The sequence below is a fragment of the Nitrobacter hamburgensis X14 genome (assembly GCF_000013885.1).
In the GTDB taxonomy this organism is placed as follows: Bacteria; Pseudomonadota; Alphaproteobacteria; order Rhizobiales; family Xanthobacteraceae; genus Nitrobacter; species Nitrobacter hamburgensis.
In genome coordinates, this window is sequence record NC_007964.1 from 487,708 (window position 1) to 503,419 (window position 15,712).

Consider the following 15,712-nt stretch of genomic DNA (forward strand, 5'->3'; position numbering starts at 1 on the left):
CTCCGCGTTTGTCGCTGGGGATGCGCCCAGGGCGACGAACGTTTCGCGTTCACGCCGGTGGCGCAGGCCTCGGATGTACTACCGCACATCGGGGAATCCATGCTCTCGGGCAATGGATTCGGCGGGCGGCGCGCCCCGAAAATGACAGTTTATCAGGTTTCCTTGAAGCGGTAACCCACGCCGTAGAGGGTTTCGATCATCTCGAAGTCGTCGTCGACGACCTTGAACTTCTTGCGCAGCCGCTTGATGTGGCTGTCGATGGTGCGGTCGTCGACATAGACCTGATCGTCATAGGCGGCGTCCATCAGCGCGTTGCGGCTCTTGACGACGCCGGGACGCGTCGCCAGCGCCTGCAGGATCAAAAATTCCGTGACGGTCAGGGTGACGGGCTCGTTCTTCCAGGTGCAGGTGTGGCGCTCCGGATCCATCCGCAGCAGGCCGCGATCGAGCGCCTTGGCGTCGCTCTCCTTGGGCGCGGCTGTCGGGTCCTTCGGGCAGGCGCGGCGCAACACCGCCTTGACGCGCTCCACCAGCAGCCGCTGCGAGAACGGCTTGCGGATGAAGTCGTCGGCACCCATCTTGAGACCGAACAGTTCATCGATCTCTTCGTCTTTGGAGGTAAGGAAAATAACGGGCAAGTCGGATTTCTGACGCAGCCGTCGCAGCGTCTCCATTCCGTCCATGCGCGGCATCTTGATGTCGAGGATCGCGAGATCGGGCTGGCTGGTGCGAAAGCCGTCGAGTGCCGACGCACCATCGGTATAGGTCATGATGCGATAGCCTTCGGCTTCGAGCGCGATCGAGACCGATGTGAGAATGTTGCGGTCGTCATCGACCAAAGCGATTGTGGGCATATGCCTGCTTTCCGAAGCGGATGGCGAGAGGCGAACAATTCGACCGTCTGCCGTTGGAGTGGCTTTAAGAACGCAGTCAACGAGCAATGCAAGCTGGGCTGAAGTGTGACCGAGTTCCCGGAAACGCGCGAAGGGCGCCACCGCTCCATGCCTCTTCGGCTGTCTATTTAGCCTGAGAGAGTGGTTTTTTCAAATAAATTGAGGACTTAAGCCATGCAGCCGACCGCCAACTTCACAGCCGCAAACCTTGCCCGATCGCTACTGCGCCGGAGTCGGCAGGGCGCGCTTGCCACCTTGATGACCGGCAGCGGCGACCCTTATTGCTCGCTCGTCAATGTCGCAAGTCACTACGATGGCTCATCAATTCTTCTCATTTCGCGGCTTGCAGTCCATACCAAAAATGTGATCGCCGATACCAGGGTGTCGCTGATGCTGGACGAGCGCGCCGAGGGCGATCCGCTGGAAGGCTCGCGGATCATGGTCGCGGGAACAGCCGAGGAGGCGGGCGGGGAACTCAGGACAACCCTGCGCCGGCGCTATCTGAACGCTCACCCATCGGCGGAATCCTTTGCGGATTTCAACGATTTTTCGTTCTTCCGGATTCGGCCGACAGGCGTTCATCTGGTGGCCGGCTTCGGGCGGATCGTCGATCTCAAGCCGGAAAAGATTCTGACCAGCCTAGAGGGCGCGGAGGCGTTGCTCGAGGCCGAGCAGAGTGCGATCGATCATATGAACGCCGATCATCGCGACGCCTTGAATCTTTATGCGACGCAATTGCTCGGTGCGGAGACCGCGGACTGGCGCTGCACCGGTTGCGATCCCGATGGCCTCGACATCAGTGCCGACAAGCATAGTGCGCTGCGGCTAGATTTTCCGCGGCGGATCGTCGCTCCTGCCGAGCTTCGCGTTGTTTTGAAGGAACTGGCGGAAAAGGCGCGCGCTGCGACCCGGCACTGACCTGGATTCGCCCTGGAATAAACCGGGTTTGCCGGGATCGGCCTGGCAGGACCGGCGTTCACCAATGTCGGGTCGCCGGACCGGGGCCGGATGGTTATGTTATAATGAGATCATTGCGGCCGAGGTGCGATTGGCTGGGATCGCGCCCGGCGATGTGCGGGTTCGAGGAGGAGTTTTTCCGTGCCTGAGACGGGCGTGCGTAACGGCGCCTTCGGCGCCGACAAGTTCGGCTTGAAAAATCTCGAGGCCGTGTACTGGAATTTCGGCGCGCCGCAACTCTACGAGCACGCGCTGCGCAAAGGCGAAGCGATGGTGAATGCCGACGGCGCGCTCTGTGCGGATACCGGCGTGTTCACCGGCCGCAGCCCGAAGGACAAATTCACGGTCCGCGACGCGACCACCGATCAAAGCGTATGGTGGGCCGGCAACCAGTCGATCACGCCGGAGCAATTCGCCGCGCTGTATGCCGACTTTCTCGATCACGCCGAAGGCATGACGCTGTTCGCGCAGGACCTTTATGGCGGCGCCGATCCGAATTTTCGGATTCCGACCCGCGTCTTCACCGAGTTGGCCTGGCACTCGCTGTTCATCCGCACGCTGCTGCGCCGGCCGGACACATCGGAGCTCGCGGGTTTCGTTCCCGAACTGACCGTCATCGACCTGCCGAGCTTCCGCGCCGACCCCGAACGGCACGGCGTCCGCTCGGAGAATGTCGTGGCTATCGATTTCGTCCGCAAGATCATTCTGATCGGCGGCTCTCATTATGCCGGGGAGATGAAGAAGAGCATCTTCACCACGCTGAATTACTATCTGCCCGACAACGGCGTGCTGCCGATGCACTGCTCGGCCAATGTCGGTCCCGAGGGTGACAGCACGATCTTCTTCGGCCTCTCGGGAACGGGAAAAACCACGTTGTCCGCCGACCCCAAACGCACGCTGATCGGCGACGACGAGCACGGCTGGAGCAAGGAGGGCATCTTCAATTTCGAGGGTGGCTGCTACGCCAAATGCATCAAGCTGTCGCAGGAGGCCGAGCCCGAGATTTATGCGGCCTCGAAACGTTTCGGCGCGGTGCTTGAAAATGTCGTGCACGACGAATCCACCCGCGTGCCCGATTTCGATGACGGCTCGAAGACCGAGAACACCCGCTCGGCCTATCCGCTCGAATTCATTCCGAACGCGTCGCTGACCGGCCGCGCGGGTCAGCCGAAAAATCTGGTCATGCTGGCCGCCGACGCCTTCGGCGTGCTACCGCCGATCGCGAGGCTGACGCCGGCGCAGGCGATGTATCATTTTCTCTCCGGTTATACCGCGAAGGTGGCCGGCACCGAGCGCGGGCTCGGTAACGAGCCGCAGCCGGAATTCTCCACCTGCTTCGGCTCGCCGTTCCTGCCGCGCGATCCCAGCGTTTACGGCAACATGCTGCGCGAGCTGATCGCGAGGCACAACGTCGATTGCTGGCTGGTCAACACCGGCTGGACCGGCGGCAAATACGGTACCGGCCGTCGTATGCCGATCAAGGTGACGCGCGCGCTGCTTGGCGCGGCGCTCGACGGCTCCCTGCGCGAGGTTCAATTCCGCACCGACAGGTATTTCGGGTTCGCGGTGCCGACATCGGTGCCCGGCATCGAGCCGCATATCCTCGATCCGATCAAGACCTGGGCCGACAAGGCCGAGTTCGACAAGACCGCGTGCGCTCTGGTCGGCATGTTCCAGAACAACTTCACCAGATTCGAGGGCGACGTCGATGCCGAGGTCAGGGCGGCGGCACCCGAGGTGAGGGCGGCGGCGGAGTAGGCCCGCGTATCAATTTCTTGAAATCAAAAGGGCGGCCCGATCAGCCGCCCTTTTTTATCCCGAGTCTTGTTATTAGAGCATGATCCCGAAAAGTGGAAACGGAGTTTCGGATAAGATCATGCGCAATCAAAAAATAAGGCTAGAGTCTGATTCAACGCAGTTGAACAGACTCTAGCGCTAAGTCTTGAGCAATGGATGTTTTGACGCAGCATCGTGGACAACTCGGCGCAGACGGCCATGAGGACGGTTCAAAAATGATCGGCAGACGACGATTGTTGCGCGCGGCAGGTGCGGGTCTGGTCGGGCTTGTCGTCATGAGTCGAGCCGGCCGGGTCCGGGCGGCTCCGGTATTGCAGGAGAGGTTTGTCGACGAATTGAAGCGGCTGGAGACCGAAAGCGGCGGACGGCTGGGTGTCACACTGCTCGATACCGGTACCGGTCAGTGCGTCGGCCATCGGATGGATGAGAGGTTTCCGTTGTGCAGCACCTTCAAGGTGCTGGCGTCGGGCGCCGTTCTTCAAGGTGTCGATGCCGGTAAGGAAAGTCTCGCGCGACGGATTTATTTCAATGAAGCCGATCTCGTGACGCACTCGCCGGAGACGCACAAGCGTGTCGGCCCGATCGGCATCACCGTTGCTGAACTCTGCAAGGCCGCCATCACGCTCAGCGACAACACCGCGGGCAATCTGCTGCTTGCCAGCATCGGCGGCCCGCAGGGCTTGACTGCCTTCGTGCGCAAGCTGGGCGACGACGTGACGCGCCTCGACCGCATCGAGACCGAGCTCAACGAGGCGGCGCCGGGCGATCCGCGCGACACCACCACGCCGAACGCGATGGCCTCCGACCTGCGCGCGCTGGCGGTGGGCGATGTGCTGTCGGCGAAATCGCGCGCGCAACTCGTGGGCTGGCTCGCCGCCAACACGACCGGCGGCAAACGCCTGCGCGCCGGTTTGCCGGCCGGCTGGCGTGTCGGCGACAAGACCGGCACGGGCGAGCGGGGAACGGCAAATGATGTCGCTGTGATCTGGCCACCGGACCGGGCGCCGTTTATTATAACCGCCTACCTCACCGGCGCCACGGTCTCGGCAGATCGGCAAAACGCCGTCATGGCGGCCGTCGGGCGCGCGGTCGCGACCGCCCTCGCATGATTTTCGCTAGAGCCCCGCTTCGGATAGAAACAGAAGTGGGGGCTCCATGATTTTGATTTGACGCGTTTTCTTCACGCGAACCGGTATCCACTTCGCTCGGAAAACGCTATACGGCGCGCCGCTTTCAGCTTCCGCCCGGCATCAGCGTATTGCTTGGGGTTGGACGGTCGGTGATCTGCTGTCCGAACAGGCTCGCGATCAATTCGACCGCGACCCGCGCGGTCCGCCCGCGTTCGTCGAGAAACGGATTGAGCTCGACGATATCGACCGAACCGACCAATCCGGAATCGTACAGCAGTTCCATGACGAGATGCGCCTCGCGATAGGTCGCGCCGCCGGGAACGGTGGTGCCGACACCGGGCGCGATGCCGGGATCCAGCACATCGAGATCGAAGCTGACATGCAGCACGCCATTGCGCGCCCTGACTCGCTCGATGACGCTGTGCATCAGCACCGCCACGCCGAACTCGTCGATCGCGCGCATGTCGGCAATGGCGATCCGCCGCTCATGCACCAGCTTCTTCTCGAGCGGGTCGATCGAATGGATGCCGAACAGGTCAAGATGCGCTGACGTGATCGACGCGCGCGGCTCTTCGCCGAGCAGGTCGTCGAGTCCGGGCTCGCCGCAAACAAATGCAGCGGACATGCCGTGCATGTTCGCGGTCATCGTCGTCAGCGGTGTGTTGTAGTCGGCATGGGCGTCGAGCCAGAGCACGAACAATTCGCGCCCCTGTTCAAGCCAGTAACGCGCGACGCCATTGATCGAACCCATCGACAGGCTGTGGTCACCGCCGAGAAAGATCGGTATGGCACCGGACTTCGCCAGATCATAAGCGCGCGGGCTGAGCGTGCGCGTCCATGCCTGGATGTCGCGGTAGTGGTTGGCGTTCGCGGGAATCTGATCGGTTGCCGGCGCAACTTGAGCGATGGAGATGTCGCCGTGATCCAACACGTCAATGCTCAGGCTTTCCAGCACCGGCTTGATGCCTGCGATGCGCAGCGCCGCCGGCCCCATCAAGGTGCCGCGTTGTGCTGCGCCCATGTCGATGGGAACGCCGAGCAGCGCGACCCTTCCGACCCGGCCGCCACCGGCGTCCGTCATCGGACCAGCTTTCCGATCGCAGCGGCCAGCGGACGCGCGGCCTCGTCGTAGCCCGACCAGGCCTTGCTCTTTTTCAGGAGGTCCGGCGCGGTGCGGAGCGTGAAGCGTTTCGGATCGAGGCCGGCTTTCACCTGCGACCAGTTCAGCGGCATCGACACGGTGGCGCCAGGGCGCGCGCGCGGCGACAGAGGCGCGACCGCGGTCGATTTGGTGTCGTTGCGAAGATAATCGAGAAAGATTTTGCCCTCGCGCTGCTTCTTCGACATGGTGATGAGATATTTATCGGGTGTATCGGTTGCCATTTGTTCGCAGACGGCCTGCGCGAACATTTTGGCTTGCTTCCAGTTCAACCTGTTCTTCTGCGTGATTGCAAGCGGCGTGACCACATGCAGGCCCTTGCCGCCGGTGGTCTTGCAGAAGGTTTCAAGCCCGAGCGTCTCGAGGCGTTGCTTCATCTCCTTGGCAGCCGCGATCACATCCGGGAATGCGACGTCCGGCGCCGGATCGAGGTCGAACACCAGCCGCCCCGGCACGTCATATTGATCGGGCGCGCAATTCCACGGATGCAGTTCGAGCCCGCCGATCTGCGCCACCGCGATCAGGCCTTCGACGCGGTCGATCTGCAGATAAGGCTTCCGGTCGCCGGACACCTTCACTTCGGTGACGAGATCGGACAGGCCCGGCATGGCGTGACGCTGGAAGAAGGTCTCGCCGCCGATGCCGTCGGGAGCGCGCACGATCGAACACGGCCGCCCGCGGATGTGCTGGATGATCCAGTCGCCGGCCGTTTCCATGTACGCGGCAAGGTCGCGCTTGGTGACCGGCTGCTTGTCGCCGGCATCCGGCCACAGCGCCTTGTCCGGGTGCGAGATCGCAACGCCCATGACCGTCGAGCGATCCCGCGCCGCAGGTGCGCGCGGCTGGCGCGATGTCGTCGTATCAGCGCGCGCTGCGGCCGCAGCGCTCGCGGCGAGCCTTGTCGCGTTGAGCCTTGGGACCGTCGCATGGGACGGCGCCTCCGCCTTGACCTCGCGGGCCGGCTTGTCTGCGCGCAATCCCTTGAAGGCCGCCTGCCGAACCATGCCGTCGGCGGTCCAGCCGGCGAATTCGATCTCGGCAACGAGTTCAGGCTTCAGCCAATGCACCTCGGGACCGCCCGGCGGTGCGTTGTTGCCGGAGAATGGACTCTTCGAGGCGGCAGCCGCCTTCAGCGCCGGCATGATGCGCTTGACAGTGTCGCGGCCGTAGCCGGTGCCGACGATTCCAGTATAGACAAGGTAGTCGCCGTTGTAGACGCCGGCCATCAGCGAGCGGAATTTTCCGCTTGTCGTCTTCCAGCCGCCGATCACCACCTCATGGCCGGCGCGGCTTTTGCTCTTGAGCCAGCTTCCGCCGCGGCCGGCGCGATAGGGCTCGTCGGCCCGTTTTGAGATGATGCCCTCAAGTCCCGCCTCACGCGCGGTGTCCAGGACCTGCGCGCCATCGGCATCGAAATGTTCGACGTAGCGGATCGACGCACGGGCTGATTTTGCAGAACGTCCCAGCAATTGACGAAGCCGTTCCTTGCGCGCGAGCAGCGACAGCGGGCGCAAATCCTCACCCTCGGCGAACAGCAGGTCGAAGGCAAAGAACACCAGTTCGTCGGTCTTGTCTTCGGACAGCGCGGCCTGCATGGCCGAGAAGTCCGGATCGCCATGTTGGTTCAATGCAACGATCTCGCCGTCGATGATGGCGTCGGGCAATTTCGTAGCCGCGCTTGCGATGGCCGGAAACTTGTCGGTCCAGTCGAGGCCCTTGCGAGTTTTGAGCGTCACGTCACCGTTCTCGATCCGCATCTGGATGCGGTAGCCGTCGAATTTGATCTCATGCACCCAGCCGTCCGCCGACGGCGGGCGCGTCGACGTCTTGCAGAGTTGAAGCCCGGCGAAGTCCGGCATCTCGCTCTTGATCGCGTTGGCCTTCGCCTTCGTTGGTAATCGCTTGCGGGCTGAAGCAGGTTTGGCACTCGTCTTTACCGCTGAATGTTTCGAGTTCCTGTCGCGCGCCTTGGCAGCAACGCCCTTGTTTGAATCCCACACCGCATCCGAACCGGCGATCCGTCTGGTCATCATGAATGGCTCCGGTGCCTTGCCCTTGCCCTCCGCGATCTGTCTGAGCGTTCGCCCCGACGCAACCGAGCGGTCGTGCTTCAGTACCTCCTCGCCCGTGCCGGGTTTGGCATAGTCGTCGCGGTGCTTGATCAGCAGCCAGTTGGTGCGCTTGCCGCCGCTGCGATCGTGCTTCATGCGCACCAGTACCCATTCGCCTTTGAGCTTCTCGCCCATCAGCGCGAATTTGAGGTCGCCCTTGGCGAGACCCTTCGCCGGATCGTCGGCATACCAATAGCCGCGGTCCCAGATCTCCACGGTGCCGCCGCCATACTGGCCTTTCGGGATGGTACCCTCGAAGTCGCCGTAGTCGAGCGGGTGATCCTCGACCTCCACCGCCAGCCGCTTCTCGGCTGGATCGAGCGAGGGGCCGCGCGTCACCGCCCAGGACTTGAACACCCCGTCATATTCGAGACGGAAGTCGTAATGCAGCCGGGTGGCGTCGTGCATCTGGATCACGAAGCGCCGCTGCTTCGAGACCGCGCCGCGCGCCTTGCCGCTCGGTTCGGCGGTTTTCGTAAAGTCGCGCTTGTTGCGGTAGGTGGTGAGTTTTCGGGAGGGCACGGCGTTGGTTCCAATGAGGGATCAGAGGTGTGCAACGTCCGAACAGGCGCGCGGGTGCCGCGCGGCCATGATTTTTTCTTTTTGACGCCCGCGCTCTTGCGCAGGGCGTCCTTAAGGTCGATCGGGATGCCGTGCTTTTTCAGAAGATCGGCGAAAGCCTCGTCGGCCAGATCCTGAAAAGTCGCCATGCGGTCGCGGCTGAGTTGCGTCAGCGCCGCCATGGTCTCGTCGTCGAAGGCGATCAGCTTGCGCATCGGCGCGGCCGGCTAACCGGCCTTGCGCTTCGCGGTGGAAGCCTTCGCAGCAGGCGTCTTCGTGGTAGATGTCTTCGCACCAGACGTCTTGGCCGGGCGCTTCGCGGGCTTCCGCTTGGTCTCCTTCGCGGCGGCCTTCTTGCCCTCGATCGGAAACAGCATCTCGCGCTGGCCTTCGACGCGCTTTCTGGATTTCTTGCCCTTCACCGGAGCTGCCTCGCCTGCGGCCGGTGCAGATCTGCCGCTCTTGAGGCTCTGCCGCAAGGCGTCCATCAGATTGATGACGTTGCCTTCGGTCCTGACCTTGGCTTTCGCGATCGGGTGCCCGGCCTTCTTCTGCTCGATCAGGTCGAGCAGCGCCGCCTCATAGTGATCCTCGAAAGCGGTCGGCTCGAAGTGGCCAGACTTCTGCTCGACGATATGCCTGGCGAGATCGAGCATGTCCTTGGTGATTTTCGCGTCCTTGATGACGTCGAAATAATCGGCCGCGTCGCGCACCTCGTAAGGATAGCGCAGCAGCAGGCCGACCAGCCCGTTGTCGCGCGCCTCCAGCGCAATGACATGCTCGCGATTGGTCAGCACCACCCGCGCCAGCGCGATCTTGCCGGTGGTTTTGATGGTGTCGCGGATCACGGCATAGGCGTCGTGGCCGACCTTGCCGTCCGGCACGAGATAATAAGGCCTGACGATATAGAGGTCGTCGATCTCGGCGCGCGGCACGAACTGGTCGATCTCGATGGTGTGGGTGGAGTCCAGCGCGATGTTGTCCAGTTCGTCCCTGGTCACCTCAAGATAGCTGTCGGTGTCGATCTTGTAGCCCTTGACGATGTCCCCGGTGTCGACGTCCTCGCCGGTTTCGGCATCGACTTTCTGATACTTGATGCGATGCCCGGTCTTGCGATTGATCTGGTTGAAGCTGACCTTCTCCGACTCCGAGGTCGCCGGAAACAGGGCGACCGGACAGGTCACGAGCGAAAGGCGCAAGAAGCCTTTCCAGTTCGCACGCGGGGCCATCGAACAAACTCCATACGCGACGGGCCGGAAACCGACAGAAGCGGATTCAACATCATCAGCGGCGAAACGTTCCGGGTCACGATGTGTTCTAGTTATGTTCCTGGCAGAGTCCGTGGCTGGTCGTGAAACGGGCTATTTGCTGTGTGGCGGCAAGCGGAGTCCACGCGGCGACCCTGAAAGGATTCAAGCGGCCGGGCCGGGCGTTTTTGCCGGATGCCGGCCGGCGATCACGATTTGAGGAATTCGCTCGCCTTGTACAGTGCGCGGAACTGCACCCCGGCCTGCGCGAAGGTTTCCGCCGCGCCTTCCTCGCGATCCACCATGGTGAAGACCAGCACGATCTCGCCGCCGGCCTCGCGCACCGAGTCCACGGCCTTGATGGCGGAGCCGCCGGTGGTGGTGACGTCCTCGACGATGACGACGCGCTTGCCTTTCAGGCTCTCGCCCTTGGCGAGACCTTCCACCGCCAGCCGCGCGCCGTGCTCCTTCGGCTTCTTGCGCACGAAGAACGCGGCGATCGGTTGATTTTTCAGCCACGACAACTGCGCGATGGCGCCGGCGAGCGGCACCGCGCCCATCTCGAGGCCGCCGATGTAGTCGAGCCTGTCGTCCTTGAGCGCCTCGAAGCTCAGTTCCGCGAGCAGCGCCGCACCCTCGGGATCGAGCATGGTCGGCTTCAGGTTGAAGTAGAAATCGCTCTTGCGGCCCGAGGCGAGTGTGATTTCGCCGCGCCCGAACGAGCGCGTGCGGATGATCTCGGCGAGGCGGGCGCGGGAGGTGGTGTGGGACACGGACAGACTCGAACGGTTGATGAGAGAAACACAATCTAGCGGCGATCGGGAGGGTGAACCACTATTCGGCGCGCCCATCAACACTTCAATGCGGAACGATTAGCGGCCGGTGCTGAGGGCGAACCAGATGGCGATGGCGGCAAGCGCCACCGCCAGCACGCGCCGGATGGTCCTGCGCTTGTCCGGCGTCTGGATCACGCTTTGCAGGCGCGAGGCCAGCAGCACAATGACGAGATGGACCAGCGTGGCGATGCCGACATAGAGCGCCGACAACATCAGCGTCTGCATCGCGACCGACCCTCTGCCGATCTGGATGAAGTCCGGAAGCACCGCGACATAGAATACCGCCGCTTTGGGATTGAGCAGATTGGTGACGAGGCCGCGGCGAAACGCCTGTCCGGGCCGGGCGTCGAGATCACCGGTGTTTTCCGGGGAAGTCTCCGCTTCGTTCGCCCACGCCTCCCAGGCGAGCCACAGCAGATAGACGACGCCGCCCCAGCGCAGCACCTCGTAAAGCAGCGGCGAATTGTCGATCGCCGCGCTGAGACCGAGCGCAGCCGCCGCGCCATAAACGGCGAGGCCGAGCGCGACGCCGATGACGGCGGCGAGGCCGGCGCGGATACCTTGCGACAGCGACAGCGCGGCGAGATACGCCATATTCGGCCCCGGCGTCATCTCGATGACGAGCGAGGTCAGCGCGAAGGCGGCGAGCGGGCTGGTGAAAATGCCGCCCATCGGTCAGGCCGTCGGCATGTTTTAATGCGCCTCGTCCCAGTTGTCGGCGGCGCGGGCGTCGACCTGCAACGGCACCGACAGCAGCATCGCCGGGAACGGCGCGTCCTGCATCACATGCTGGACGACCGGCAGTGTCGCGGCCACCTCGTCGTCTGGCACTTCAAAAATCAGTTCGTCGTGGACCTGCAGCAGCATTCGCGCGGACAGCTTCTTCGCCGCCAGCGCATCGTCCATCCGCACCATGGCGCGGCGGATGATGTCGGCGGCGGTGCCCTGCAATCGCGCATTGATCGCGGCGCGCTCGTTAAAGGCGCGGTGCGACGGGTTCGGCGACTTGATGTCCGGATAGTGACATTTGCGTCCGAACAGCGTTTCGACATAACCGTGCTCGCGGCAGAAGTCGCGGGTCGCGTCCATGTAGGCGCGGATGCCGGGAAAGCGCTCGAAATATTTCTTGATGTAGGTGCCGGCTTCCTCGCGCGGGATGCCGAGCTGGTTGGCGAGGCCGAACGCCGAGATACCGTAGATGATGCCGAAATTGATGGCCTTGGCGCGGCGGCGGATTTCGCCCGGCATGCCCGTCACCGGCACGCCGAACATTTCCGACGCCGTCATGGCGTGAATGTCGAGCCCGTCGCGGAACGCTTGTTTCAACACCGGGATGTCGGCGATCTCGGCGAGCAGCCGCAGTTCGATCTGGGAGTAGTCGGCCGAGACCAGCTTGTGGCCGGGCGTGGCGATGAAGGCGCGGCGGATTTTTCGCCCTTCCTCATTGCGCACCGGAATGTTCTGCAGGTTGGGCTCGTTCGACGACAGCCGCCCGGTGGTGGTGGCGGCGAGCGCATAGGTGGTGTGCACGCGGCTGGTCTGCGGATTGACGTATTCCGGCAGCGCGTCGGTATAGGTCGATTTCAGTTTTGAAACCTGCCGCCAGTCGAGAATCTTGCGCGGGAAGTCGTGGCCCTGCTCGGCGAGGTCGTCCAGGATTTGCGCCGAGGTGGACCATGCGCCGGTCTTGGTCTTGCTGCCGCCCGGCAAGCCCATCTTGCCGAACATGATCTCGCCGATCTGCTTCGGGCTGCCGACATTGATCGGCTCGCCGGCAAGCTTCTGGATTTCGGCTTCCAGTCGCGCCGCGGTCTGCGCGAATTCGCCAGACAGGCGCGACAGCACCTGCCGGTCGATGGTGATGCCGCGCCGCTCCATCCGCGCCAGCGTCGCAATCATCGGCCGTTCCAGCGTCTCGTAGACAGAATTCATACGCTCGGCGACCAGCCGCGGCTTCAACACCTGCCACAGCCGCAAGGTCAGGGCGGCGTACTCCGCCGCGTAAGTCGTGGCGCGATCGATCGTCACCTGATCGAAGGCAAGCTTGTTCCTGCCGCTGCCGATCAGTTCGCCATAGTTCAAGGCCGTGTGATCGAGCCAGCGCTGCGCCAGCGCTTCGAGATCGTGGGCGCCGCGTCCGGCATCGAGCGCGTAGGAAATCAGCTCGACGTCGTCGTTGTTCTGCATGACGATGCCGTGTTGCGCGAGCAGCACGGCGGTGAACTTGACGTTGAAGCCGACCTTCAGGTGGCCGCCGGATTCGAGGAGCGGCTTTAGCAGGTCGAGCGCGTCACGGATCGCGATCTGATCGGGCGCAAGGCCGGCGGCGAACAGACCGGCGCTGTCGCCGGCCTGCTTGTGGTTGAGCGGGACGTAGCACGCCGCGTTCGGCGCGAGCGCCAGCGCGATGCCGGACAATTCGGCCTGCATAGGGTCTATTGTCGGCGCCAGCGCTTCGACGACGAAACTGCCATGGTTCGCGATGCGGGCGATCCAGTGCTGCAGCCGGTCGAGCGTGCGGATGGTTTCGTATTGTGTGCGATCGACCGGCAGTTTTCGAACCGCTTCGAGGCGCGCCGCGGCGAGGGCCTGCGGCGTCTTGATCGCCGTGTCGCTCGTCGCCCTTGTCCTGCCGGCCGATGTCGCCTTCGCGACACCGTCGCTGCCGAACAAGTCGCTGGTGACGGCCTCTGCGGATGCCTTGGCTGCTGTGGAAGACGCGCCGCTGGCGTTTTTCCTGTCTGGCTCGATCTCGGCCGCGTTGACCTCGGAATAGTCGGCGACGCGCTTGGTCAGCGTGGTGAATTCCATCGCCTTCAAGAAAGCGATCAGCTTGCGTGCATCGGGCTCCTGCACGGCGAGGTCGTCCAGCGGCACGTCGAGCGCGACGTGGTCGTCGAGCAGCACCAGTTGCCGCGAAATGCGCGCCTTCTCGGCGTTTTCGATCAGCGCCTCGCGTCGCTTCGGCTGCTTGATCTCGGAGGCCTGCGCCAGCAGCGTTTCGAGGTCGCCGTATTCGGTGATGAGCTGCGCCGCGGTCTTGACGCCGATGCCCGGCACGCCCGGCACGTTGTCGACGCTGTCGCCGGCCAGTGCCTGCACCTCGACGACTTTTTCCGGCGGTACGCCGAATTTCTCGATCACCTCGGCGATGCCGAGGCGGCGGTCCTTCATGGTGTCGAACATGGTGACGCAATCGGTGACGAGCTGCATCAGATCCTTATCCGAGGAGACGATGGTCGCGGTTGCGCCGCGTTCGCACGCCTGCCGCACATAGGTCGCGATCAGGTCGTCGGCCTCGAACCCGCCCTGCTCGATGCAGGGCAGATCGAACGCCTTCACGGCCTCGCGAATCAGCGCGAATTGCGGGATCAGGTCGTCGGGCGCGGGCGGCCGATGCGCCTTGTAGGCGGGATAGAGCTTGTTGCGGAACGTCACCTCGGACTTGTCGAAGATGATCGCAAGGTGGGTCGGCTTGTCGTCCTTCGGCATGTCGCGCAACAGCTTCCACAGCATGTTGCAGAAGCCGAGCACCGCGTTGACCTGCAAGCCGTCGGATTTGCGGTTCAGCGGCGGCAGCGCGTGATAGGCGCGGAAGATGTAGGAGGAGCCGTCGACCAGAAAGACGTGCTTGCCCTGCATGTCTGACTTGGTCGCGGCCGCGGACTTCACGGTCACAGCTTCCGCGGCGGCGGGAGTGGGTACGGGCTTGGTGGCAGGGGTGGGCTTCTTGGGCATGGCCGCAACTTAAGGATTTTTGCGGCGAAAGACAGCCTCCGAGGAGGATCGCGATCGGTATTGTCGGGCATATCACCATAGGCTTTGAGTCATCGCCCGGTTTGACCGGGCGATTGCTGGTTCCCCGCTTTCGCGGGGATGACGTCCGTTGGCGCGGCGACCGTGTTGCCTTACTCGGCGGCCTGAATCGCGGCCGCGCGCTTTTTCGGCGCGATCCAGAAGGCGTCGGGACGCTCGAACAGGAAGTTCGCCCGTGTGTTGCGGCAGGCCCACCAGATCAGCACCGCGCCGATCACGCCGACGATGGTGACGATCAGCGAGATCAGGCCGATATCGTGGATGAGGCCCGCTTTCAGCAGAATCGTGCGCGAGGCGGCCATGGGCAGGAAGAAGGCGAGATAGATGACGATGGAATGCTCGCCGCAATAGCGCACGGCGTCCAGCCAGTGCATTTTGGCCAGCAGCGTGCCGATAGTGATGATGGCGCCGGCGCCCACCAGCCCGAGCGCGAGCGAGATGATGGGCCATTCGCTGGCGCCGGTATAGACGAGGCCGGCATTGGTGACCGCCCACAACGCCAGTGCCGCCAGCGCCCATGCCGGATAGGCGCGGGCGCGGTTCGACAGCGCGAACACATGGCTCGCGAACAGGTAGCCGGAATAGATGTAGACGAAGCGCGCGGCGAATTCGTCGATAGCGGTCCAGCCGGTGGAGATGTGCGCCATCTCGAGCGCCGCGGCAGCGCCCCAGATTGCCCATGGCGAGATCCGGCGCGTGGCCTTGATGACCACGAAGAACACCGGCAGCAGATAGATGAACCACAGCGTGCCGAACGGATCGATGAACGACATCAGATAGAGATGGATGACGCCCGGCCAGCCCACCTCGGCGGCAAAGTGGGGCGCCTTGAAGCCGAACTGGATCGCGGTCCACAGCAGGTAAAAGTAGGCAAAGTGCACGACCTTGCGGTCGAGATAGGTCCGCCAGTCGCGGTTAATGACGAGCGGCAGGAACAGGCCGGAAATCAGGAAGAAGTCCGGCATCCGGAACGGCTTTGCGAATTCGACCACCAGATGCATGAAGCCGTCCTGCCCGACGGCCTTTTCGACCCCCTGCACCGAATGCATCATGACAACCATGATGATGCAGATGCCCTTGGCGTAGTCGACCCAGTCGACCCGTTCGTTTTTCAGCGAAGCTGTGCCGTTTCCGGTCATGGGTGTCCCTTTTCGGCGCGATTGGCCGCGTTTACAGGAGGATCGGTTTCATTCTCCTTTCCCCAA

The 15,712-nt window shown here is 63.2% G+C and carries 11 protein-coding genes; 3 read left to right on the forward strand and 8 right to left on the reverse strand.

Annotation, left to right across the window (positions count from 1 at the left end; all coding sequences use genetic code 11):
- Positions 1–152 precede the first annotated feature (152 nt).
- Complete coding sequence (locus NHAM_RS02305; RefSeq protein WP_011509037.1) at positions 153–854, reverse strand: response regulator transcription factor; 702 nt, start codon at positions 852–854, stop codon at positions 153–155.
- Between the two features lie 213 nt (positions 855–1,067).
- Here NHAM_RS02305 and NHAM_RS02310 point away from each other — a divergent pair, with 213 nt between their 5' ends.
- The 3 genes from NHAM_RS02310 to bla all read left to right on the forward strand — a co-directional run bounded on the left by NHAM_RS02310 (position 1,068) and on the right by bla (position 4,756).
- On the forward strand, positions 1,068–1,811 hold the full coding sequence (locus tag NHAM_RS02310; protein ID WP_011509038.1) for a HugZ family protein: 744 nt from the start codon (positions 1,068–1,070) through the stop codon (positions 1,809–1,811).
- Between the two features lie 180 nt (positions 1,812–1,991).
- On the forward strand, positions 1,992–3,608 hold the full coding sequence (locus NHAM_RS02315; protein ID WP_011509039.1) for a phosphoenolpyruvate carboxykinase: 1,617 nt from the start codon (positions 1,992–1,994) through the stop codon (positions 3,606–3,608).
- 254 nt (positions 3,609–3,862) lie between these two features.
- Entirely contained in the window at positions 3,863–4,756 is an 894-nt protein-coding gene (gene bla / locus NHAM_RS02320) for a class A beta-lactamase (protein ID WP_011509040.1), read from the forward strand.
- A 124-nt stretch (positions 4,757–4,880) separates the two neighbouring features.
- On the opposite strand, the gene rocF is transcribed toward bla, so the two are convergent.
- The 7 genes from rocF to NHAM_RS02355 form a co-directional block, all read right to left on the reverse strand.
- Positions 4,881–5,858, reverse strand: a complete 978-nt coding sequence (rocF, locus tag NHAM_RS02325) for an arginase (RefSeq protein ID WP_011509041.1) — start codon at positions 5,856–5,858, stop codon at positions 4,881–4,883.
- A complete protein-coding gene (gene ligD / locus NHAM_RS02330; protein WP_041357608.1) occupies positions 5,855–8,569 on the reverse strand; it encodes a DNA ligase D in 2,715 nt (904 codons plus the stop codon). The genes rocF and ligD overlap by 4 nt, the downstream gene beginning before the upstream one ends.
- A gap of 266 nt (positions 8,570–8,835) precedes the next feature.
- Positions 8,836–9,837, reverse strand: coding sequence for a Ku protein (locus NHAM_RS02335; protein WP_011509044.1), 1,002 nt, complete (start codon positions 9,835–9,837; stop codon positions 8,836–8,838).
- Positions 9,838–10,064: 227 nt separating this feature from the next.
- On the reverse strand, positions 10,065–10,628 hold the full coding sequence (gene pyrE, locus NHAM_RS02340; protein WP_041357610.1) for an orotate phosphoribosyltransferase: 564 nt from the start codon (positions 10,626–10,628) through the stop codon (positions 10,065–10,067).
- Between the two features lie 99 nt (positions 10,629–10,727).
- Positions 10,728–11,363, reverse strand: a complete 636-nt coding sequence (locus NHAM_RS02345; protein WP_011509046.1) for a LysE family translocator — start codon at positions 11,361–11,363, stop codon at positions 10,728–10,730.
- A gap of 21 nt (positions 11,364–11,384) precedes the next feature.
- Positions 11,385–14,429: a DNA polymerase I gene (polA, locus tag NHAM_RS02350; RefSeq protein WP_011509047.1), complete on the reverse strand. Its 3,045-nt coding sequence runs from the start codon at positions 14,427–14,429 to the stop codon at positions 11,385–11,387.
- 170 nt (positions 14,430–14,599) lie between these two features.
- Entirely contained in the window at positions 14,600–15,646 is a 1,047-nt protein-coding gene (locus NHAM_RS02355; RefSeq protein WP_011509048.1) for an acyltransferase family protein, read from the reverse strand.
- Between the last annotated feature and the right edge of the window lie 66 nt (positions 15,647–15,712).